General features: G+C 68.5%; 21 protein-coding genes. 17 read left to right on the top strand and 4 right to left on the bottom strand.

Annotated elements, in window-relative coordinates:
- Positions 1 to 6: 6 nt before the first annotated feature.
- From EOJ32_RS16750 to EOJ32_RS16800, 12 genes are all read left to right on the top strand, one after another.
- Positions 7 to 852, top strand: a complete 846-nt coding sequence (locus tag EOJ32_RS16750) for a DUF692 domain-containing protein (protein ID WP_127899526.1) — start codon at positions 7 to 9, stop codon at positions 850 to 852.
- Positions 842 to 1588, top strand: coding sequence for a DNA-binding domain-containing protein (locus tag EOJ32_RS16755; protein WP_164871484.1), 747 nt, complete (start codon positions 842 to 844; stop codon positions 1586 to 1588). Before EOJ32_RS16750 ends, EOJ32_RS16755 begins: the two co-directional genes overlap by 11 nt.
- The gene (locus EOJ32_RS16760) at positions 1585 to 1989 is read left to right on the top strand and encodes a DoxX family protein (RefSeq protein WP_127899528.1); all 405 of its coding nucleotides are present in this window, start codon (positions 1585 to 1587) and stop codon (positions 1987 to 1989) included. The genes EOJ32_RS16755 and EOJ32_RS16760 overlap by 4 nt, the downstream gene beginning before the upstream one ends.
- Positions 1990 to 2066: 77 nt before the next feature.
- Positions 2067 to 2207, top strand: a complete 141-nt coding sequence (locus tag EOJ32_RS20165) for a hypothetical protein (protein ID WP_164871485.1) — start codon at positions 2067 to 2069, stop codon at positions 2205 to 2207.
- A gap of 25 nt (positions 2208 to 2232) precedes the next feature.
- A complete protein-coding gene (locus tag EOJ32_RS16765) occupies positions 2233 to 2610 on the top strand; it encodes a sigma factor-like helix-turn-helix DNA-binding protein (protein WP_164871486.1) in 378 nt (125 codons plus the stop codon).
- Positions 2607 to 3251, top strand: coding sequence for an NrsF family protein (locus EOJ32_RS16770; protein WP_127899530.1), 645 nt, complete (start codon positions 2607 to 2609; stop codon positions 3249 to 3251). Before EOJ32_RS16765 ends, EOJ32_RS16770 begins: the two co-directional genes overlap by 4 nt.
- 1061 nt (positions 3252 to 4312) lie before the next feature.
- Positions 4313 to 5014, top strand: a complete 702-nt coding sequence (locus EOJ32_RS16775; RefSeq protein ID WP_198143093.1) for a FadR/GntR family transcriptional regulator — start codon at positions 4313 to 4315, stop codon at positions 5012 to 5014.
- A gap of 22 nt (positions 5015 to 5036) precedes the next feature.
- The gene (locus tag EOJ32_RS16780) at positions 5037 to 6545 is read left to right on the top strand and encodes an ABC transporter substrate-binding protein (RefSeq protein WP_127899531.1); all 1509 of its coding nucleotides are present in this window, start codon (positions 5037 to 5039) and stop codon (positions 6543 to 6545) included.
- A gap of 54 nt (positions 6546 to 6599) precedes the next feature.
- Positions 6600 to 7547, top strand: coding sequence for an ABC transporter permease (locus EOJ32_RS16785; protein ID WP_045999735.1), 948 nt, complete (start codon positions 6600 to 6602; stop codon positions 7545 to 7547).
- A complete protein-coding gene (locus tag EOJ32_RS16790) occupies positions 7544 to 8404 on the top strand; it encodes an ABC transporter permease (protein WP_045999734.1) in 861 nt (286 codons plus the stop codon). Before EOJ32_RS16785 ends, EOJ32_RS16790 begins: the two co-directional genes overlap by 4 nt.
- A 17-nt stretch (positions 8405 to 8421) precedes the next feature.
- Entirely contained in the window at positions 8422 to 10203 is a 1782-nt protein-coding gene (locus EOJ32_RS16795) for a gamma-glutamyltransferase family protein (protein ID WP_127899532.1), read from the top strand.
- 1 nt (position 10204) lies between these two features.
- Positions 10205 to 12007, top strand: coding sequence for an ABC transporter ATP-binding protein (locus EOJ32_RS16800; protein ID WP_208863732.1), 1803 nt, complete (start codon positions 10205 to 10207; stop codon positions 12005 to 12007).
- Here EOJ32_RS16800 and EOJ32_RS16805 read toward each other — a convergent pair.
- Both EOJ32_RS16805 and EOJ32_RS16810 read right to left on the bottom strand, forming a co-directional pair.
- Positions 12004 to 12570 (bottom strand): pyridoxamine 5'-phosphate oxidase family protein, encoded by a 567-nt coding sequence (locus EOJ32_RS16805; protein WP_127899534.1) that lies wholly within the window; start codon positions 12568 to 12570, stop codon positions 12004 to 12006. The genes EOJ32_RS16800 and EOJ32_RS16805 overlap by 4 nt on opposite strands.
- Complete coding sequence (locus EOJ32_RS16810) at positions 12567 to 13526, bottom strand: acetamidase/formamidase family protein (protein WP_127899535.1); 960 nt, start codon at positions 13524 to 13526, stop codon at positions 12567 to 12569. The genes EOJ32_RS16805 and EOJ32_RS16810 overlap by 4 nt, the downstream gene beginning before the upstream one ends.
- A gap of 132 nt (positions 13527 to 13658) precedes the next feature.
- Between EOJ32_RS16810 and EOJ32_RS16815 the strand changes: the two genes are divergently transcribed.
- Both EOJ32_RS16815 and EOJ32_RS16820 read left to right on the top strand, forming a co-directional pair.
- Positions 13659 to 15473, top strand: coding sequence for a methyl-accepting chemotaxis protein (locus EOJ32_RS16815; protein WP_127899536.1), 1815 nt, complete (start codon positions 13659 to 13661; stop codon positions 15471 to 15473).
- Between the two features lie 89 nt (positions 15474 to 15562).
- Entirely contained in the window at positions 15563 to 16852 is a 1290-nt protein-coding gene (locus EOJ32_RS16820; protein WP_127899565.1) for a sorbosone dehydrogenase family protein, read from the top strand.
- Between the two features lie 87 nt (positions 16853 to 16939).
- Here EOJ32_RS16820 and EOJ32_RS16825 read toward each other — a convergent pair whose 3' ends face one another.
- Positions 16940 to 18331: a ferric reductase-like transmembrane domain-containing protein gene (locus EOJ32_RS16825; RefSeq protein ID WP_164871487.1), complete on the bottom strand. Its 1392-nt coding sequence runs from the start codon at positions 18329 to 18331 to the stop codon at positions 16940 to 16942.
- A gap of 121 nt (positions 18332 to 18452) precedes the next feature.
- On the opposite strand from EOJ32_RS16825, the gene EOJ32_RS16830 reads away from it, so the two are divergent.
- Positions 18453 to 19181 (top strand): cytochrome c oxidase assembly protein, encoded by a 729-nt coding sequence (locus tag EOJ32_RS16830; RefSeq protein ID WP_127899538.1) that lies wholly within the window; start codon positions 18453 to 18455, stop codon positions 19179 to 19181.
- Positions 19178 to 19690, top strand: a complete 513-nt coding sequence (locus EOJ32_RS16835) for a CopD family protein (protein ID WP_198143092.1) — start codon at positions 19178 to 19180, stop codon at positions 19688 to 19690. Before EOJ32_RS16830 ends, EOJ32_RS16835 begins: the two co-directional genes overlap by 4 nt.
- Before the next feature lie 8 nt (positions 19691 to 19698).
- Here the strand turns inward: EOJ32_RS16835 and EOJ32_RS16840 are convergent, their stop codons facing one another.
- Complete coding sequence (locus tag EOJ32_RS16840; protein WP_045983237.1) at positions 19699 to 20223, bottom strand: DUF2231 domain-containing protein; 525 nt, start codon at positions 20221 to 20223, stop codon at positions 19699 to 19701.
- 51 nt (positions 20224 to 20274) lie between these two features.
- Here EOJ32_RS16840 and coxB point away from each other — a divergent pair, with 51 nt between their 5' ends.
- Positions 20275 to 20931, top strand: a complete 657-nt coding sequence (coxB, locus tag EOJ32_RS16845; RefSeq protein WP_240542561.1) for a cytochrome c oxidase subunit II — start codon at positions 20275 to 20277, stop codon at positions 20929 to 20931.
- Positions 20932 to 20934: the final 3 nt, after the last annotated feature.

Consider the following 20934-nt stretch of genomic DNA (forward strand, 5'->3'; position numbering starts at 1 on the left):
GATGCCATGTCCCGCCTTCCCGCCACCCCCGGCGTCGGTTTCAAGCCCCAGCATTTCGCGGCGATCCGCCAGGACGCCCGCCCGGTCGGCTTCTTCGAGGTCCATGCCGAGAACTATCTGGGCGCGGGCGGCCTGCCCCACGCGCAGCTGACCGCGCTGCGTGCCGATTTCCCGCTGTCGCTGCACGGTGTGGGCCTGTCGATCGGCAGCCCGCATGGGCTGGACCGGGATCACCTGGCGCGGCTGCGCGCGCTGTGCGACCGGTATCAGCCGGACAGCTTTTCCGAACACCTGGCATGGTCCAGCCACGGGGCCGAATACCTGAACGACCTGCTGCCCCTGCCCTATACGCCCCAGACCCTGGCGCTGATCATCGATCATGTCGACCAGGTCCAGACCGCGCTGGCGCGTCCCATCCTGCTGGAGAACCCCGCCACCTACCTGCTGTTCCAGCAGTCCGAGATCCCCGAAACCCAGTTCCTGCAGGCCATCGCCCAGGCCACCGGCTGCGGGCTGCTGCTGGACGTCAACAACCTCTATGTCTCGGCGGTGAACCATCGGCGCGATCCCTGGGCATGGCTGGACGCCTTTCCTCTGGACCTGGTGCAGGAGATCCACCTGGGCGGCCACGCGACCGAGGACCTGCCCTCGGGCCCGCTGCTGATCGACGATCACGGCAGTGCCGTCGCCGACCCGGTCTGGGCGCTTTATGCTGAGGTCATCGCGCGCCAGGGCCCGCTGCCGACGCTGGTCGAATGGGACAACGACCTGCCCGACTGGCCGATCCTCGCGGCCGAGGCCGCGCGGGCCGACGCCATCCTGCGCCATGCGGGGCTGGCCCATGCCGTCTGAGCACGCCCATTTCACCACGGCCTTCGACGTCGCGCTGCGCGGCGGGCCGCTGCCCCCCGGCGTGACCGGCCCCGAGGCCGAGCGCCGTTTCGCCGTCTATCGCAACAATGTGGCGGTAGGCCTGTCCGCCGCGCTGGCACAGCGTTTTCCCGTCATCCGCCGGCTGGTTGGGGCCGACTATTTCGCCGCGCTGGCCGCAAGCTTCGTCGCGGCCGACCGCCCCCGGTCGCCGGTGATGGCCGAATGGGGCGCGGGGTTCGCGGCCTTTCTGGCCGATTTCCCGCCGCTGGCCGGCTGGCCCTGGATGGCCGACGTCGCGCGGATCGAACATGCTCGTGGGCTGGCCTTTCACGCGGCCGACGCCGTCCCGGTCCGCCCGGACCGCCTGACCCGCGCCGACCCGGACTTGCTGAGGCTGGGCCTGCACCCGTCGGTCATCGTGCTGCCGCTGCACCATGCGGGCGTCGCGGTCTGGGCGATGAACCAGCCCGGCGCCACCCCCGGCCCTGTCCCCGCGGGACCCCAGATCGCGCTGATCCTGCGCGATCCGTCCTGGGGCGTTCCGGTCACCGCGATCAGCCCCGCCGACGCCGCGATGATCGCGGCCCTGACTGCGGGAACGCTGACGCAGGCCGCCCGGGCCGCCCGGGCGGTGCAGGCTGACCACGACCCTCAACCGCTGCTGCTGCACCTGATGCGGTCCGGCAGCCTGACCGACCAGGAGACCGTGCCATGACCCCCATCCTGACCGACCTTGCCGGGCTGGCCCTGCGCGTGTTTCCGGCGGCGGTCTTCTGGCAGTCGGGCCGCACCAAGGTCGACGGCCTGTCCATCAAGGACGGCACCTGGTTCCTGTTCGAACACGAATACGCCCTGCCCGTGATCCCGTCGGACTGGGCAGCGGTGGCCGCGACCCTGGCCGAACACCTGCTGCCGGTGCTGCTGATCCTGGGGCTGATGACGCGGCTGTCGGCGCTGGCGCTTCTGGCGATGACGGCGACGATCCAGATCTTCGTCTATCCCTCGGCCTGGATGACGCACGGGCTGTGGGCCGCCGCCTTCCTGGCGCTGATCGCGCATGGACCGGGGCGGTGGTCGCTGGACCACGTCCTGCAGACCCGCCGGGTGCCGGCATGATCGCCGTTCCCGCCATCGTGCCTTGCGGGGTGGGCATCCCTGCGGCTAGCCTGAGGACAGGCGCGCGGAGGCGGGGCATGCAGCAGGACGGCACCGAATGGGCGGCACTTCTGGCGGCGGCGCAGGCCGGCGACAGCCGCGCCATGGCCCGGTTCCTGACCCAGGTCACGCCGCTGATCCGCGCCGTGGTGCGAGCCCGCGGGCAGCCTGCCCCGTGACCTGCACGAGGATGTCGTCCAGGAGGTGCTGCTGGCCATTCACCTGAAACGCGACAGCTGGCAGCCGGACACGCCCCTGCGTCCCTGGCTGTACGCGGTCACCCGCTACAAGGTGATCGACGCGTTCCGCAGGCGGGGCAGCCGCGTCCACCTGCCCATCCACGACTTTGCCGAGATCATGGCCGACAGCCGCACCGACGACCCCACCGCCGCCCGCGACCTGGGGGTGCTGCTGGCGCGCATCGACGCGCGGTCCGCAGGCATCGTCCGCGCCATAGGCATCGAGGGGGACAGTGCCGACGACGTCGCTGCCCGCCTTGGCATGACCGACAGCGCGGTCCGGGTCGCCCTGCACCGCGCCATGAAGAAGCTGTCCGCCATCGGACTGGGAACACGCGAATGACACAACCCTCCTCGACCGAGGCGCTGATTGCGCGACTGGCGGCCGAACCCCTGCCCTCGACCCGGTTCTCTCCGGCGCGGATGATCGCCACGATGGCCGGGACGGCGCTGCTGGGCCTTGCGCTGCAGATGGCGCTGTCCGGGCCGCGCCCCGATCTGGCTGCGTCACTGGCCGCGCCGGTAACCCTGGCCAAGCCGCTGCTGCCGCTGATGGTGCTGATGCTGGCCTGGCCCATGGCGGTGCGGCTGGCACGGCCCGGCGCGCGTATCGGGCTGTGGCCGCTGGCGGTCCCCGCCGCCTTGGCGATGGCCCTGGCGATCTGGGCACTGGTCGCGACGCCCGTCGACCGGCTGGCCCATGACTGGCTGGGCCATTCGGCCGATACCTGCGTGCCTGCGGTGCTGGCCCTGTCGGCGGCGCCCCTGTTTGCAGGCGTGCGGCTGATGCGTCGCGGCGCCAGCACGCATCCCGTCCTGGCCGGCGCGCTGATCGGACTTGCGGCAGGCGCCGGTGCGGCGACCGGCTATGCCCTGTCCTGCACCGAAGATTCGCCGCTGTTCTATGTGTTCTGGTACGGCGCGGCGATCGTGCTGGCATCCGTGGCCGGGGCCGTGGCGGGTCACAAGCTGCTGCGCTGGTGATCCAGGTTATCCACAATTTCCGGGGACAGTTCCGGGGGTAACCGTAAAAAATCGCTTTGTTGCAGGACCTTGACCGCTGCACCTGTCACGCCACCAAGTAGCGGCACAGTGGTACCAACCTACGCCGGTGCCCTGAGGAATCTCCGTTTGCACCCAACGCTACGCGCCGATGCTGCCCACCAATCCCCGCGTTCATGGTGGCAAGTCCGAAGGTGAGAGTGCCGCAGCAGGATGGCCAATAACGGTGGCGCCGCGGGTTTGCATGACCATCGTCTTTGAGGGAGTGAGATCGGTGACACCCGGCATCCGATGGTTGCCTAGTGGACTGCACGGGTTCGTCGCGGGCCGCGGGCCGTCGAGATGCATGTTTGAACCGTTTGGCGAACCGACTGCGGCGGCCACGCACCGTCCCGCTGATGAAGAAGCACTGCACCAGACAGTCCTTCGCGATGCGCTGCGATAGTCGCCCAGCAGGCAGGCGCTGCTGCCATACTTCCTGCGTGACCTCTGACGCAAATAAATCGCTTGGCCGCCGGAGATCGACGCGATGGGTCGGTCGGACGATGCCAGTAGGGCATTTGCATCCGCGAGGACGTGCGAGATCATCCAGCACATGACCCCTGCATGCCGAACATTCAGGGTCAACGTCTTGGTTAACGTGATGGCGCGGGAACAAGTCACAACGACGCCACGCTCTATCCTTGGGGAGAGGCCCATCGCACCTGATTCCCGGACGTCCAGCCTTCCAGACAGGCAGGTCGGCGAATTCGCCTCATCATAAGGTTGCATTTTAACCGAATGCTTAAACTTCGGGCAGTCGACGTCATTGATGGGGCACGGGCAAACCATTGCACTGTAATGGTTCGCATTTCTGAGCCACCGAACAAAGGCGCGGGGACAGGTATCCGCTGTGCAGCCGCTCAATCACAGTCGATCACGCGTCATCGCGCTTGCGTGACGGCAGATTTGTGACAGCATGAACCAATAACGGATTGGTTCGCTTCATGGACATGCCTGATCTTCCTTTTGCCGATGACGGTCCCGCCAGGGGTCAGGGAAACATGACCTCTGCCTATGCGCTGGAACAGCTGCGCGCTTGGGTGGACGATCCGGGTCATCCGAACGGCACCCGCCTGCCGACCGAACGGCAGCTGTCCGAGCAGATGGGCATCGGCCGCCGCGCGATCCGCCGCGCGCTGGAGGTGCTGGAGGCCGAGGGCCGCATCACCCGCCGCCAGGGCGCCGGAACCTTCGTCGGTGGTCAGATCGACAGCGCCGCCCCCGCGACTGACTTTTTCGAGATCATGGAGGTGCGCCTGCGCCTGGAGCCGCAACTGGCGGCCCTTGCCGCGCTGCGCGCCAAGCCGGTGCAGATCGCCCGCATGCACGAATTGTCGGACCGCATCGCGCAATGCGTCGACGCCGACGAAGGAGAGCTGTGGGACGGCACCCTGCACCGCCAGATCGCCGAGGCCGCCGGCAATGCGCTGTTCCTGTCGCTGTTCGACGTGGTCAACCGCATCCGCCAGGACCCCGCCTGGCAGGCGGTGCGCGAACGCGCGCGGGGTGGCCTGGCCGGTCACGCGCTGCCCGTGGCCCAGCACCGCGCCATCGTCGACGCCATTGCTGCCCGCGACCCGCAGGCGGCCGCCGAACAGATGCGCCTGCATCTGCTGATGCTTCAGGAAAAGCTGATCCGCCTTGGATCGGCCGACCTCCCCGCAACCGATACCGGAAGGCCGGACCAACCGGCCCATGCTTGACCCCCATCAGGAAGGACATCCCATGACCCGCCATCTGCTGACCGCCACCGCGCTTGCCGCCCTGCTGACCGCCCTGCCCGCCGCCGCACAGGAGATGCGCATCGGCCTGGGCGACGACGCGGACATCCTGGACCCCGACCAGTCGCGCACCTTCGTGGGCCGCATCGTCTATGCGGGCCTGTGCGACAAGCTGGTCGACCTGGACGCCGACGCACAGATCATCCCGATGCTGGCGACGGACTGGACCTATTCCGACGACGGGCTGCAGCTGGTCATGAACCTGCGCGACGACGTGGTATTCCACGACGGAACGGCGTTCGATGCCGATGCGGTGGTGGCCAACATCACCCGGTCGATGACCCTGCCGGAATCGCGGCGCAAGTCCGAGCTGTCCTCGGTCGCCTCGGTCGAGGCGACGGGACCGCTGCAGGTGACCTTCACGCTGACCGCGCCGGACGCGTCGCTGATCGCGCAGCTGTCGGACCGGGCGGGAATGATGATCTCTCCGACCGCGGCCGAGGCGGCCGGCGCTGATTTCGGCCAGAACCCGGTCTGTTCGGGTCCGTTCAAGTTCGTCGAACGCATCCAGCAGGACCGCATCGTGCTGGAGAAGTTCGCGGATTACTATGACGCGGACCGCATCAAGATCGAACGCGTCACCTATCGCCCGATTCCCGACACCACCGTGCGCCTGGCCAACCTGCAGTCTGGAGAGCTGGACATGGTCGAACGGATCGCCGCCACCGACGTGGGCACCGTCAACCAGACCGACGGGTTGAGCCTGCAGGAGGTCGTGGGCCTGGGCTACATGGCGATCTATGCCAACATCGGCAACGGCGACCGCGCCCTGACCCCGATAGGAGAGGACGCGCGCGTCCGCCAGGCCTTCTCGCTGGCCATCGACCGCGAGGCGCTGAACCAGGTCGTGTTCGACGGCACGGCGCGCGCGGGCAACCAGCCCTTCCCGCCGACCTCGCAATGGTACAACCAGGATCTGCCCGTCCCCGCCCGCGACGTCGAGGCCGCCAAGGCCCTGCTGGCCGAGGCCGGACAGGAGCGCGTCGCGGTCGAGATCCAGCATGCCAACAATCCCGTCGTCACCCAGATGATGCAGGTCGTCCAGGCGATGGTGGCCGAGGCGGGCTTTGACGTCACCCTGCGCGCGACCGAATTCGCGACGCTTCTGTCGGAGCAGACGGCGGGCAACTTCCAGCTGTCGCGGTCGGACTGGTCGGGGCGTCCCGACCCGGACGGCAACCTGCACCAGTTCGTCACCTGCGAGGGCGGGATCAACGACCCGAAATACTGCAACCCCGAGGTCGACCGCTTGCTTAATGAGGCGCGCGCCGTCACCGACCCCGCCGCCCGCAAGGCGCTGTACGACGAGGCCGGCGTGATCCTGAACCAGGACCTGCCTGTGATCTATCTGGGCCACCAGACCTACATCTTTGCGCTGGACGACAAGGTCCAGGGCTTCAAGGCGCTGCCCGACGGGATGATCCGCCTGCAGGACGTCACCCTGGCCGAGTGACCATGACCGGGGGCGCGCCAGCCGCGCCCCCGCACCGATGGTGAAAGGACCCCCATGCTGATCTATATCGCCAAGCGGCTGATGGTCGCCCTGCCGACGCTGCTGATCGTGTCGATGCTGGTCTTCGGGCTGCAGATGCTGCTGCCGGGCGATCCCGTCCTGGCCATGGCCGGAGAGGAGCGCGACCCCGAGACCCTGGCCCGCATCCGCGAACAGCTGCACCTGGACGACCCCGTGCCGGTCCAGTACCTGCGCTGGCTGGGGGGCGTGGTGACGGGCGATCTGGGCACCTCGCTGCGGACCGGGGAACCCGTGTCGCAGCTGATCGTGCAGAAGCTGCCGGTGACCATCCAGCTGGCGGTCATGTCGATGATCTTCGCGATGCTGATCGGCATTCCCGCAGGCATCATCGCGGCGGTGCGCAAGGGCAGCGTGACCGACTGGCTGGCCAATTTCGTGGCGTTGTCGGGTCTGTCCATCCCGAACTTCTGGCTGGGGATCATGCTGATCCTGCTGGTCTCGGTCAATCTGGGCTGGCTGCCGGCATCGGGATATGAATCGATCTTCGTCGATCCGGTCCGCTCGCTGCAGACGATGATCATGCCGGCCTTCGTGCTGGGTACGGGGCTGGCCGCGACGCTGATGCGCCACACCCGGTCATCCATGCTGGGCGTGCTGTCGGCGGACTATATCCGCACGGCGCGGGCCAAGGGCCTGACCGGCCGCCAGGTGGTGCTGAAGCACAGCTTCAGGAACGCGCTTTTGCCGGTCATCACGCTGACCGCGCTGCTGTTCGGCGAATTGCTGGCGGGCGCGGTGCTGACCGAACAGATCTTCACCATTCCGGGTTTCGGCAAGCTGATCGTCGATGCGGTGTTCAACCGCGACTATGCCGTGGTGCAGGGGGTCGTGCTGTGCACCGCCGTCGGTTTCCTGCTGATGAACCTGGTCGCGGACGTGCTGTCCGTGATGCTGAACCCCCGGATGAGGGCCGCCCTATGACCGCCATCGACATGCCCGCCCCCCGCGCCAAAAGCCGCTTCTGGCGCAAGTTCCGGCGCAACCGCGCGGCCTTGGTCGGTGGCATCATCGTGGCCTTCTTCGTCCTTCTGGCCTTGGCCGCGCCGATCCTGCCCATCGCCGACCCGCTGGCCACCAGCTGGACCGCGATCCGGCTGCCGCCCTCGGCCGAATACTGGCTGGGCTCGGACGAGATCGGTCGCGACATCCTGTCCCGGATGATCTGGGGCGCGCAGGCGTCGCTGATGGCGGGGGTGATCTCTGTGGCGATCGCCGTCGTCACCGGCGTGCCTATCGGGCTGATCGCGGGCTATTTCGGCGGTTGGACCGACACGATCATCTCTCGCTTCACCGATGCGCTCTTGGCGATGCCCTTCCTGATCATGGCGATCGCGCTGGCCGCCTTCCTGGGGCCCAGCCTGACCAATGCCATGATCGCCATCGGCCTGTCGGCCATGCCGATCTTCATCCGCCTGACCCGCGCCCAGGTCATGTCCGTCAAGACCGAGGATTACGTCGAGGGCGCCCGCGCCATCGGCCTGGGTCACATGGCGATCATGGGCCGCTACATCCTGCCGAACATTGTGCCGCCGATCATCGTGCAGGCCACGCTGACCATCGCCACCGCCATCATCGCCGAGGCGTCGCTGTCCTTCCTGGGCCTGGGCCAGCAGGCCCCCGCGCCAAGCTGGGGGTCGATGCTGAACGTGGCCAAGAACTTCCTGACGCAGGCGCCCTGGATGGCCTGGTGGCCGGGGGCCGCGATCTTTCTGGTCGTCATCGGCTTCAACCTGATCGGCGACGGGCTGCGCGATGCGCTGGACCCGCGCGAACACTGACATTGCAAGGAGTCGTCATGACCCAATTCACCACCCGCCCCGAGATCACCGGCACCTTCGGCGTCGTCACCTCGACCCATTGGATCGCGACCGCCGTGGGCATGGCGATTTTGGAAAAGGGCGGCAACGCCTTCGACGCCGCCGTCGCGACGGGCTTTGTCCTCCAGATCGTCGAGCCGCATCTGAACGGCCCAGCGGGCGACCTACCCGCGATCATCCATTCGGCCAAGACCGGCAAGACCCAGGTGATCTGCGCCCAGGGCCCTGCCCCGGCCCGCGCCACCATCGAGCATTACCGCGCCGAGGGGATCGACCTGATCCCCGGCAACGGGCTGCTGGCCACCGTCATCCCCGGCGCCTTCGACGGCTGGATGCTGATGCTGCAGGAACACGGCACGATGACCGTCTCCGAGGTCCTGGCCCCCGCCATCCACTATGCCCGCCACGGCCATCCGATGCTGCCCCGCGTGGCCGACAGCATCGCCGGTCTGGCCGATTTCTTCGCCGCCGAATGGCCCACATCGCACGCGACCTGGCTGCCCGGCGGGCAGGCCCCGCAGGCGGGCGCGCTGTTCAAGAACGACGCGCTGGCAGACACTTACAGCCGCATTGTCGAAGCCTCGGAGGGTGCGCCCACGCGCGAGGCGGGCGTGCAGGCCGCGCGCGACGCCTTCTATCGCGGCTTCGTGGCCGAGGCGATCGACCGGTTCTGCCGCACGACCGAAGTGATGGACGGCAGCGGGGCGAAACATCGCGGCGTCCTCAGCGCCGACGACATGGCAGGCTATGCCGCCACGAGCGAGGAGCCGACCTGGGCCGACTATCACGGCTGGTCCATCGCCAAGACCGGGCCCTGGGGTCAGGGGCCGGTGCTGCTGCAGGGGCTGAAGATCCTGGAGGGCATCGACATCGCCGCGATGGACCCGAACGGTCCCGATTTCGTCCATACCGTGATCGAGACGATGAAGCTGTCCTATGCCGACCGCGAGGTCTATTACGGCGACCCCCTGATGCACGACGTGCCGATGGAGACGCTGCTGTCGGACGCCTACGCCGCCGACCGCCGCGCCCTGATCGGCGACCGCGCGTCGCTGGACCTGCGCCCCGGCACCGTGCCGGGGTTCGAGGATCAGCGCGCCCGCACCCTGTCGCTGCTGGACGGCCTGGGCAAGGGCGCGGTCTATGAGCCGACCATGGCGCACCTGTCGGAAAAGCGCGGCGATACCGTGCATATCGACGTGATCGACCGGTGGGGCAACATGGTGTCCACCACGCCCTCGGGCGGCTGGCTGCAGTCGTCGCCGATCATCCCTGATCTGGGCTTCTGCCTGAACAGCCGGGCGCAGATGTTCTGGCTGCAGCCCGGCCTGCCCACGTCGCTGGCGCCGGGGCGGCGGCCGCGCACCACGCTGACGCCGTCGCTGGCGCTGCGCGACGGGGTGCCGCATCTGTCCTTCGGCACGCCCGGCGGCGATCAGCAGGACCAGTGGCAGCTGGTCTTCTTCCTGCGCCATGTCCATTTCGAGCCGAACCTGCAGGCGGCCGTCGACGCGCCGCTGTTCCATTCGACGCATTTCCCGGCCTCGTTCCACCCGCGCACCGCGGCACCGGGCGGAATGCTGATCGAGGATCGCGTGGGCCAGGCCACCATCGACGAACTGCGCCGTCGCGGCCATGACGTGACCGTCACCGGCCCTTGGGACATCGGCCGCCTGACCGCGGCCAGCCGCGATGCGCAGGGCCTTCTGCGCGCGGCCGCGACGCCGCGGCTGATGCAGGCCTATGCGGCGGGGCGGTAGGATGACGGATCCTATCCTAAGCCTGCGCGGCCTGTCCGTCTCCTTCCCCACCGATGACGGGATGAAGGAGGTCGTGCGCAACATCAGCTTCGACGTGGCACCCGGAGAGACCGTGGCCATCGTCGGCGAAAGCGGATCGGGCAAAAGCGTCACGTCGCTGGCGATCATGGGCCTGCTGGACAAGCGCGCGCGCGTCACCGGACAGGTCCTCTTGGGCGGGCGCGACCTGACGCGCCTGTCCGAACAGGAGATGCGCCGGGTCCGCGGCAACGACATCGCGATGATCTTTCAGGAACCGATGTCCTCGCTGAACCCGGTCTTTCCGGTGGGCGACCAGATCGCGGAGTTGCTGATCCGCCATGGCCAGGTGCCCCGCGACCAGGTCGGGGCCGAGGTGCTGCGCCTGATGGACCGCGTGCGCATCCCCAATGCGGCGGCGCGCATCAGGGACTATCCGCATCAGTTTTCCGGCGGCATGCGCCAGCGGGTGATGATCGCGATGGCCCTGGCCGCGCGCCCGCGCCTGCTGATCGCCGATGAGCCGACGACGGCGCTGGACGTGACCATCCAGGGCCAGATCCTGGACCTGATCAAGGAGATCCAGGAGGAGCAGGGCATGGCCGTCCTGTTCATCACCCATGACATGGGCGTGGTCGCCGAGATCGCCGACCGCACCGTGGTCATGTTCCGCGGCGATCACGTCGAGACCGGCACTACCGCGGGCCTGTTCCAGGATGCGGGCCACCCCTATACCCGCGCGCTGCTGGCCGCGGTGCCGCGGCTTGGGCAGATGGCGGGCCAGCGCTGGCCGCTGCGCTTTCCCAAGGTCGACATGGCCAGCGGCGCGATCGCGGCCCAGCCCGCGGTGGTCGACACCGTGGACCGCAGCGCGACACCGGTCCTGTCGGTCCGGAACCTGGTGACGCGCTTTGCCGCGGGGTCGGACCTTCTTGGCCGCCCGACGGGCAAGGTCCACGCGGTCGAGGATCTGAGCTTCGATCTATGGCAGGGAGAGACGCTGTCGCTGGTGGGCGAATCCGGCTGCGGGAAATCGACCACGGGTCGGTCGATCCTGCGGCTGGTGCAACCGGAATCGGGGCAGGTGACGCTGGACGGGTTCGATGTGCTCAAGGCCGGCCCGGCCGATCTGCGCCGAATGCGTCGGTCGGGGCAGATGATCTTTCAGGACCCGTTCTCCAGCCTGAACCCGCGCATGACGGTGGGCCAGACCGTGGCAGAGCCGATCCTGGCGCACAAGCTGGCCGGCCGGGCCGAGGCGCGCGACCGCGCCGCCGAACTGCTGGCCCAGGTCGGCCTGGACGGGTCCATGCTGGACCGCTATCCGCACGAATTCAGCGGCGGGCAGCGCCAGCGCGTGGCGATCGCGCGCGTTCTAGGCCTGAACCCCAAGGTGATCGTGGCCGATGAGAGCGTGTCCGCGCTGGACGTGTCGATCAAGGCGCAGGTCTGCAACCTGCTGATGGACCTGCAGGAGCGTCTGAGCATCGCCTATCTGTTCATCAGCCACGACATGGCGGTGGTCGAACGCGTCAGCCACCGCGTCGCGGTGATGTATCTGGGCGAGATCGTCGAGATCGGCCCGCGCGAGGCGATCTTTGCCGACCCGCAGCATCCCTACACGAAGAAGCTGATCGCCGCCGTGCCGGTCCCGGACCCCGCGCGCCGGGGCCTGCGCCGCGCTATGCAGGTCGATGAGCTGAAAAGCCCCGTCCGTCCGATGGGGTTCGAACCGCCCAAGCGCGACTGGCGCCAGGTGTCGGATCGCCATTTCGTGATGGTCTAGGGCGCCAGCCACTGTCCGCGCCAGCTCGTCTCGCGCGTGTATCGCGCGCGGCGGTGCTGCGGGCCCAGATGCACCGCGTCGATGGCCAGCACCGTCAGGCGCACCAACGCGAAACAGGCGGCGTCTGGACGTTTCGCATAGGCCAGCGCATCGTCGATGGGCGTGCCGGGCGGCGGCTGAGAGCCATAGCTCTGTCGCGACGGGTCGGGCACGCGCGCCCAGTCCTGCGCGACCGCCGCGCCCGTCAGGATGGCGGCACGCGCCTCGATCCGGGTCTGCAGATGCGCGCCAGCGTCCCAGACATGCAGTGCCGCCATCGGGTTGACGCGCAGATCACCCACCTTCGCGGACAGAAGGTCGGTGTGAACCTCCAGCACGGCTTCGTCGGGGTCGGCCCCGCGCAGCACGACCGTGCGCGCCTGCGGCATGCCGCCCGGCGTGACGGTGGCCAGCACCGGGTGGCGGGCGGGCGCATGGCGGTCGGCCACGCCGCGGTGCAACCGCAGCCAGACCTGGTCGTGCAGGCTGTCCAGCCCCGCGGCCCAGGGATGCAGGTCGGTCATTCGAAGACCGAGCGCGGGAAATAGAACGACACGACCCAGTTCGGCATGTCGACGATCTCCGAGATCCGCAGATCGCCGCAGGTGGACACCAGCATGTAGGCCTCGACCGCGGGCATGCCGTGGCGCGCGCACAGCAGATCGACCATCTGTTCGACCGCCTGCCGCGCGCCGGTCATCAGGTCGGGGCCGATGCCGGTCGTGACCTCGTACCCCTTGGCGTCCAGGTGCGGCGTGACCGGTCCTGGCGTGGTGAACCGCGGCATCGCCAGGTTCGCGCCCTTGACCAGGTCCAGCGTCAGCGTGACGTCCATCGGGCTTTCGATGGCGGTGCCGCAGACCTCTCCGTCGCCCTGCGCGGCATGGGTGTCGCCCACCGAGAACAACGCGCCCGTCACCTCGACCGGCAGATACAGTTCGGCCCCGCGCGACAGGTCGCGGATGTCCAGATTGCCGCCCGTGCGCCGCGGCGGGACGATGGAATGGGCACCCGGCTCTGCCAAGGCCACGCCGATTGTCCCGGCAAAGGGCTTCAGCCCGACCCGGCCGTGACTGCCCCAAAGCGCCGGCGCCAGCGTCGCCGCATCATAGCGCCACAGCGTAAGGGCGGGGTCGGGGAACTGGTCCGCCAGCAGACCGAACCCCGGAATGTTCGCGGTCCAGCCCCAACTCTGCCCGTCCTGCGCCTGCGGGGCGAAATCGACCAGCGTGATCTTCAGCGCGTCACCGGGTTCGGCCCCGTCGACATGGATCGGCCCGTTGACCGGGTTGATGCGCCCGAAATCCAGCGTGGCGATGTCGTCCGCGGTGCTGGACAGGTTCAGCTGCCCGCCCGACGCCTCCATGCAGGCAAAGTGGATCGTCGATCCCGGCGCCACGGTCTGGACCGGGGCGATCGCGTTGTCCCAGCCCAGGTGATGCTGCGCCGCATGGATGGTATAGTTGCACTGTCTGCACATCGTCTGGTCCCCCGTGTCGGTCTGCCGCCACTGTCGGCGTAATTCGCACGACGTGCAATTCCCTGCCGGCGTCAACGATCCGTTCATGTGTCGCCGCTATGTCTTGTCGGATCATACCGGGAAGGCCGCTGCATGACCTTTGGAATCTCACGTAAACTGACCCTGCTGACCGGGGTTGCCGTCGCGCTCAGCATCCTTGCGATGTCGCTGCAGCTGTCCTCGCTGCACCACCTTCTGTGGAAGGACCGCAAGGAGCTGATCGCGACCCAGGTCGAAAGCACGGTCAGCATGCTGACCCATTTCGCAGCCCAGGCCCAGTCCGGCGCGATGACCCTGGACGAGGCCCAGCACCGCGCCAAGGAGGCCGCCCGCGCCATCCGCTATGGCGACGACGACTATGTCTTCATCTACGACCCCCAGGGTCTGCGGGTCATGCATCCCGATACCGAACGCGAGGGCACGAATGCCTGGGAGGCCACCGATGCCAACGGCAAGCTGCACATCCGCGAGATGATCGTGACCGCGCGCGCGGGGGGTGGTTTCACCGAGTATTTCGTCGCGCGTCTGTCGGGGGGCGATCCGCTGCCCAAGCTGTCCTATTCCACGCTGTTCGCGCCCTGGGGCTGGACGGTCGGCGCGGGTCTTTACGTTGACGACATCACCGCCGACTTCATGGCCGAGATGCGGCGCAGCGGGCTGTGGTCGGGGCTGCTGCTTCTGGCGCTTATCGCCTGCGCCATCCCGCTGTCGCGCAGCATCAGCAAGCCCATCAAGGCGCTGACCGCGATGATGGGGCGCCTGGCCCAGGGCCAGACCGACGACACCGTCCCCGGCGCCGCCCGCAGGGACGAGATCGGCGCCATGGCCCGCGCGGTCGAGACGTTCCGCGCCGCCACCATCGACCGCGACCGCCTGGCGCGCGACGCCGATGCCGTGAACGCGCGGCAGGCCGAAATGGTCGAACAGACCAACCTGCGCGCCGCCCAGCTGCAGCATTTCGTGGGGGCGATCAGCACCGGCTTCGACCGGCTAAGCCGAGGCGATCTGACGGTGCGCATCACCGATCCGGTCGCGCCCGAGTTCGATGCCGTCAAGGATCAGTTCAACACCTCGCTCGGTCAGCTGGACGAGGCCCTGGGGCTGGTGGTCGACGGCGTGGCCGTCATCCGCGGCGGCCTGGCCGAGATCAGCGCCGCCGCCCATGACCTGGCCCATCGCACCGAACAGCAGGCTGCCAACCTAGAGGAGACCGTGGCCGCCCTGAACGAGGTGTCGCGCGGCGTCGATCAGGCGGCCGAGGGCGTGTCCACCGCCCAGACCAGCGCCGAGACTGCGCAGCGCAACGCGCAAGGCGGCGGAGAGATCGTCCAGAAGGCCGTGGGTGCCGTGGGCGAGATCGAGGAATCGACCCGCCAGATCGGCACCATCATCACCGTCATCGACGAGATCGCGTTCCAGACCAACCTGCTGGCGTTGAACGCGGGTATCGAGGCCGCGCGCGCCGGAGAGGCCGGGCGTGGTTTTGCCGTCGTCGCCCACGAGGTCCGCGCCCTGGCCCACAAGACCGCCGAGGCCGCGCATCAGATCAAGGACCTGATCGGCGCCTCGACCGTCCATGTCCGCGAGGGGGCGGGCCTGGTGCGCAGCTCGGGCGCATCGCTGGTCACGATCGTCGAGGAGGTGTCGGCGGTGCGCACGATCATCACCATGATCGCCTCCAGCGCGCGCGAACAGTCGCAAAGCCTGCGCGCGCTGTCGGCGGGGGCCGACCAGATGGACAAGGTCACCCAGCAGAACGCCGCCATGGTCGAGGAGACGACCGCCGCCGCCCGCGCGCTTGAGGAGCAGACCGATCAGCTGGCAAGCAAGGCGCGCCAGTTCCGCACCACGCCTCAGCAGGCCCTGCGTCCCGCAGCCGTCGAACCCCGACGTACCGCAGGCTGGTAGGGCATCTCCGCCGGGGTTGCGACACCATCAGCGTTTGACGCCCCGGCAGGGGTCGCTAAGGTGCGGCTTCGACAGCAAGGGGGCGGATGATGGATTTTCTGGCACGGGCGACCGCGGTCGTGGGCGGCACGATGGTGGCAATCAGGCGGTTCGGCGCGCCCAAGGTTCAGGCGGTAGGCACCGCACCGACCATTCCCGACGCCAAGCGGCAGGGAATCATGACGCTGAAGATGCCGACCGCCAAGGGCTGGGCGCCGGGCCATGTCCCCGACACGGCACCGGGTCTGGCGGTCAACGCCTTCGCCTCGGGGCTGGACCATCCCCGCTGGATCGAGGTGCTGCCGAACGGCGACGTGCTGGTGGCCGAATCCAAGGAGCAGCCCAATCCGCCCAAGACGCTGATGGACCACGCGGCCCAGGCCACCATGCGCCGCGCCCGCGCCATCGGCACCAGCGCGAACCGCATCACGCTGTGGCGCGATACCGACGGCGACGGCGTGGCCGAGACACGCGAAGTGTTCCTGGAGCGGCAGAACCAGCCCTTCGGCATGGCACTGGTGGGTGACACCTTCTATGTCGGCAACACGGACGGAATCGTGGCCTTCCCCTATCAGGAGGGCCAGACGACGATCACCGCGGCGGGACGCAGGCTGGTCACGTTCAAGCCGAACGGCCACTGGACGCGCAGCCTGATCGTGTCGCCCGACGGAACCAGTCTTTATGCCGGCGTCGGATCGCTGAGCAACATCGGCGATCAGGGCATGGAAGCCGAGGAGGGCCGCGCCGCCATCTGGCGTCTGGACCTGGAGACCGAACAGGCCGGCATCTTCGCCTCGGGGCTGCGCAACGCGGTCGGCATGGCGTGGGAGCCGTCGACAGGCACCCTGTGGACGGTGGTCAACGAACGCGACGGCCTGGGCGACGAGACGCCGCCCGATTACCTGACATCCGTGCGCGAGGGCGGGTTCTATGGCTGGCCCTACTGCTATTGGGGCCAGACCGTCGACGACCGCGTGCCGCAGGATCCGGCGCTGGTCGCCCGCGCCATCACGCCGGACTATGCCCTGGGCGGGCATACCGCCTCCCTGGGTCTGTGCTGGATGCCCGCGGGCACCCTGCCCGGCTTTCCCGACGGAATGGTCATCGGCCAGCACGGGTCGTGGAACCGCTCGACCCTCAGCGGGTACCGGGTGATCTTCGTGCCGTTCGCAGGCGGCAAGCCGTCGGGCCCGCCGCGCGACATCCTGTCAGGCTTCCTGTCGGATGACGAAAAGACCGCCTATGGCCGTCCCGTGGGCGTCGCCATCGGCGCTGACGGAAAGTCGCTTCTGGTGGCCGACGACGTGGGCGACATCATCTGGCGCGTCACCGCCGCGTGACGTCAGGCTGGCCATGACGATTGCGCAAGCCACCGTCACGGCGATCAGCAGGATGGCCGAGGCCAAGGCAAGACGCGGGCGCATCGGTCACACCATCTCGAAGATTTCGGCGTGGATCGCGGACAGGGGCGTGCCTCTGCCCGCCAGCCCCGCACGAATTGCCGAAAGCATCGGCGCAGGCCCGCACATCATGTGCGGCCAGTGACGCGTCCGGTCGGGCAGCACCTGGTCCAGCATCGCGGCGTCGATCCGCCCCTTGACCGCCACGTGGCCGCCCGTGTCCCAAGGTTCGGGCGGCTCCTCGATCATATGGGTCACGCGCAGGTCGATGTCCTGGGCGATGCGGGCCAGCTGATCGCGGAACGGCACGTCGTCCCAGTCCTTGTTCGCATAAAGTAGGTGGATGGTGCGCGGATCGCGGCGGGCCTGCAGCGCGTGAAGGTTGGCCAGGATGGGCGTGATGCCCACCCCGCCCGCGATCATCACGAACCCTTCGGCATCGGCCTCGCGGTCGATGGTGAAGACGCCATAGGGCCCGTCGATCCAGGCCACGCTGTCCACCGGCGTCTGCGACAGGCGGCGGCTGTCGTCCCCCAGGGGCTTGATCGAGAAGCTGATGTCCGGCCCCTTGTCCGGCGCGGTCGAGATCGAGAACGGATGTTCGCGCAGAGAATAGGGCGTGCCGCCAACGGCCAGCCATGCGAACTGTCCCGGCCGCCAGTTGCGCAGCGCACGCCCCTCGGGGCGCAGGACCAGGGTGCGGATGCCGTCACCCTCGTCACGGTTCTCGATCACGCGCCAGGGGTTGCGCGACTGTCGCCAGGGGCGCAGCACGCGCGTGTAGGCGATCAGCCCGCCCCAAGCCAGCGTGATCGCCAGCCACAGCCCCCGCGTCCCGTCGGCCCCGGTGAAATGCCCGGCCCCCAGCACATGCCAGATCGCCGCCGCAAACCCGGTCAGCGCCAGGCCGACATGCAGATACCTCCACCACAGATAGTCCAGCCGCAGCCGCTTGCGGAATTCCGACGTGATCACCATCGCCCCGAAGCAGACCAGCGCAACCCGACCCGCCGTCATGTAGGGATCGGCCTTCAGCGGATTCAGGACGCCCATGTCGTCCTTGTGCCAGATGTACATCATCGCGAAATGCCCCAGCATCAGCGCCACCGCCCCCCAGCTGAGGAGCCGGTGAAAGACCGGGATGATGTCGGCACCGAACGGACGCAGCAGCGGCTTCAGCCGTCCGGTCAACGCGAATTGCAGCCCGACCAGCGCCAACGCCCCGAAGCCAAGCCCAAAGGCCATCGTCTGCGTGAAGGCCGCATCCCGCGGTGGATCGCCGGCCAGGATCACCGCAAAGGGCAGGATCAGGGCCGCCAGCGCCAGCAGGATCCAGCCCGCGGCCTGCAACCGCACGGCCCCTGTGCGGTCGCCGGGGCGGATATGGGCGTCAGGATTCTGGCTTGGGACGACGGTCATGGGGGGCAAACGCGACCGCTTGCACGCAGTTCCGAATGCTTGCATGGAACCCGGGGCGCAGGCCATTGTTGGGGAACGACATTGCGCGCGCCCGCCCGCAATCCGCAACCAAGGAGACACGATGACACAGGCGCTGATGCCCTATTGCGGCCCGGCACCGGCGCCGGACCACCTGTGGTCCAGCTGGAACCTTGACCCTTGGGTGCTGATCGGCATCGCGGCACTGGCGATGGTCCTGGCGCGCAAGGCGGTGCCTGACCGTCGCGGTCCCGCGGCCCTGGCGGTGGGGGCGCTGGTCGTGGCCTTCGTGTCGCCCCTTTGTGCCCTGACGGTGGCGCTGTTCTCGGCGCGGGCGGCGCATCACCTGGTGCTGATCACGCTGGCCGCACCGGCGCTGGCCGTGGCGCTGCCGCTGGTGCCGCGACTGCCGGCCGGGCTGTCGCTGGCGGCGGTCAGCGCGGCGATGATCGCATGGCACCTGCCGGGGGTCTATGACGCGATCTGGGCGTCTGACGAGCTGTACTGGCTGATGCAGGCGGCGATGCTGCTGCCGGCCTGGGCGTTCTGGTCGGCGGTCCTTGCCCCCGGTTTCGGGGCCGAGGAGGCGATGCGCCGCGCCGTGCTGATCGGCGGGCTGGCCGGCATCATGGGCTTTCTAGGCGCGATCCTGACCTTTGCCCCCGACATCCTGTATTTCCCGCATGTGGGCGGCGCGATGGCCTGGGGCATGTCGCCCCTGACGGACCAGCAGTTGGCGGGCCTGATCATGTGGGTGCCGGGCTTTGTCCCCGTGGCGGCCATCGCGGGTCGCATGGTCTGGCATGCCTGGCGGCGGGGATTCGCCGCATGATGGTCGCGGGGCTGAAGTACCTGCACCTGGCGGCCATGCTGTGCTGGTGCGCGTCGCTGGTGGCGCTGCCGCTGCTTCTGCATTTCTATGGCCAGATCTGGCGCGGCAAGGCCGACAGCAGCCAGACCCAGGCCCGCTATGCCGAATTCCGGCTGATCACGCATTTCGGCTATGTCGGCTTTGCGACGCCGGCGGCGGTCATCGCCATCGCGGCCGGGACCGGCCTGATCTTTGCCGATCAGGTGTTCGACCTGTGGTTTGTGGCCAAGCTGACGCTGGTGGCGGGCATGGCGCTGGTCCATGCCTGGATCGGTCACCTGATCCTGACGTCGGGGGAACATCGCGGGCTGCAGAACATGCCGTCGGCCCTCTGGGCGCTGGTTTTGGGGCTACCGCTGATGATGGGCGTGCTGTGGCTGGTGCTGGCCAAGCCGGATCTGGCCTGGGTCGCGGACTGGATGCCCGATTTCATGCTGGCCCCCCGCGGTCAGTCGGTGGACCAGCCATGACGGCCCGCCTAGCCGCCCGCCCCGTCGCTTTTCGTGCCGATCTGATAGTCGAAGACCAGCTTGCCCCCATGCCAGCCGGTGATCCCGGTCATGGCCGCCGTCAGCGCCGACAGCAGGATGCCCCAGGGCAGCACCACGTCCTGCGGATCGGGCAGGCGGAACCCCCAGTTCAGTCCCAGCAGGGACAACAGCATCACCGCGAGGATGAAATGCGTCCAGCTTGCCGCCCGGATGCGGATGCCGGGCACCATCAGCAACTCGATCGTGCCGGTGATCCCGGCCAGGACCCCCAGGCCGAAGGCCGCGCCTGTCGCCCACAGCGCGACGCGCGGCCAGAATTCGTCGGCGGTCAGCCAGTACATCGCGTCGGCCCCGAAGGTGGAGAAGGCCAGCGCGATGGGAAAGGCCACCATCATCGCGTGCAGCGGATGGCCGGACAGGGCAATCTTGGTCTCGGTGTCGTTGAAGGCGACATGTTCCTCGATCGGGTCGGCAAGGCGGCGTCGCTGTTTCCAGGTGCGTCTCTGGCGCATGGGCACTCTCGTTGGGTCAGGGGCTTCTGGCACAAGGCATTGGCGGGGGCCGTGGTTCCGCTGCTGGCCGCATGCGGCGGCGGGCACAGCACGCTGAGCCCCGCGGGCCCCGCGGCGCGCGACATCGCGCTGTTGTGGTGGATCATGCTGGCGGGCTCGGCGCTGATCTGCGTCCTGGTCTTCGGGCTGCTGGTCCTGGCGGTGCGCAACAACGGCGCGCGGCGGTCGGAACGGACGTGGATCTGGGGCTGGGGCCTCGGGTTCTCGATGTCGGTGCTGGTCGTCCTTTTGGGGTTTTCGCTGTGGCTGGGAGAGGGGTTGCTGGCGCGCGCCGACGACGTCCCCCGCGTCCAGGCCCATGCCGCGCAATGGGAATGGCGGTTCGACCAGCCCGGCTTCGACGGCGCCATCGTGCAGACCCGCGATACGCTCTATGTGCCGGCGGGACAGGATTTCGACGTGGTCATCACCGCCCAGGACGTCATCCACAGCTTCTGGGTGCCGCAACTGGGCGGCAAGATGGACGCCATCCCGGGCCACCAGAACATCCACCGCCTGCGCGCCGACCAGCCCGGCACCTACGAGGGCCTGTGCGCCGAATTCTGCGGCACCGGGCACAGCTTCATGCGCTTCACCGTCGTGGCCTATGACCCGAACGGCCCGATGCCCGACATGTCGGGCGCCCTGATCCCGGAGACCCGCCCATGACCG

Origin of the sequence: Paracoccus sp. Arc7-R13 (assembly GCF_004010775.1) — a bacterium.
Taxonomy (GTDB): domain Bacteria; phylum Pseudomonadota; class Alphaproteobacteria; order Rhodobacterales; family Rhodobacteraceae; genus Paracoccus; species Paracoccus marcusii.

Excerpts from the sequence above, each read along its gene's own strand:
- EOJ32_RS16750 (WP_127899526.1), top strand. The coding sequence starts at position 7 with ATGTCCCGCCTTCCCGCCACCCCCGGCGTCGGTTTCAAGCCCCAGCAT.
- EOJ32_RS16755 (WP_164871484.1), top strand. The coding sequence starts at position 842 with ATGCCGTCTGAGCACGCCCATTTCACCACGGCCTTCGACGTCGCGCTG.
- EOJ32_RS16760 (WP_127899528.1), top strand. The coding sequence starts at position 1,585 with ATGACCCCCATCCTGACCGACCTTGCCGGGCTGGCCCTGCGCGTGTTT.
- EOJ32_RS20165 (WP_164871485.1), top strand. The coding sequence starts at position 2,067 with ATGCAGCAGGACGGCACCGAATGGGCGGCACTTCTGGCGGCGGCGCAG.
- EOJ32_RS16770 (WP_127899530.1), top strand. The coding sequence starts at position 2,607 with ATGACACAACCCTCCTCGACCGAGGCGCTGATTGCGCGACTGGCGGCC.
- EOJ32_RS16775 (WP_198143093.1), top strand. The coding sequence starts at position 4,313 with ATGACCTCTGCCTATGCGCTGGAACAGCTGCGCGCTTGGGTGGACGAT.
- EOJ32_RS16780 (WP_127899531.1), top strand. The coding sequence starts at position 5,037 with ATGACCCGCCATCTGCTGACCGCCACCGCGCTTGCCGCCCTGCTGACC.
- EOJ32_RS16785 (WP_045999735.1), top strand. The coding sequence starts at position 6,600 with ATGCTGATCTATATCGCCAAGCGGCTGATGGTCGCCCTGCCGACGCTG.
- EOJ32_RS16790 (WP_045999734.1), top strand. The coding sequence starts at position 7,544 with ATGACCGCCATCGACATGCCCGCCCCCCGCGCCAAAAGCCGCTTCTGG.
- EOJ32_RS16795 (WP_127899532.1), top strand. The coding sequence starts at position 8,422 with ATGACCCAATTCACCACCCGCCCCGAGATCACCGGCACCTTCGGCGTC.
- EOJ32_RS16800 (WP_208863732.1), top strand. The coding sequence starts at position 10,205 with ATGACGGATCCTATCCTAAGCCTGCGCGGCCTGTCCGTCTCCTTCCCC.
- EOJ32_RS16805 (WP_127899534.1), bottom strand. The coding sequence starts at position 12,570 with ATGACCGACCTGCATCCCTGGGCCGCGGGGCTGGACAGCCTGCACGAC.
- EOJ32_RS16810 (WP_127899535.1), bottom strand. The coding sequence starts at position 13,526 with ATGTGCAGACAGTGCAACTATACCATCCATGCGGCGCAGCATCACCTG.
- EOJ32_RS16815 (WP_127899536.1), top strand. The coding sequence starts at position 13,659 with ATGACCTTTGGAATCTCACGTAAACTGACCCTGCTGACCGGGGTTGCC.
- EOJ32_RS16820 (WP_127899565.1), top strand. The coding sequence starts at position 15,563 with ATGGATTTTCTGGCACGGGCGACCGCGGTCGTGGGCGGCACGATGGTG.
- EOJ32_RS16825 (WP_164871487.1), bottom strand. The coding sequence starts at position 18,331 with ATGACCGTCGTCCCAAGCCAGAATCCTGACGCCCATATCCGCCCCGGC.
- EOJ32_RS16830 (WP_127899538.1), top strand. The coding sequence starts at position 18,453 with ATGACACAGGCGCTGATGCCCTATTGCGGCCCGGCACCGGCGCCGGAC.
- EOJ32_RS16835 (WP_198143092.1), top strand. The coding sequence starts at position 19,178 with ATGATGGTCGCGGGGCTGAAGTACCTGCACCTGGCGGCCATGCTGTGC.
- EOJ32_RS16840 (WP_045983237.1), bottom strand. The coding sequence starts at position 20,223 with ATGCGCCAGAGACGCACCTGGAAACAGCGACGCCGCCTTGCCGACCCG.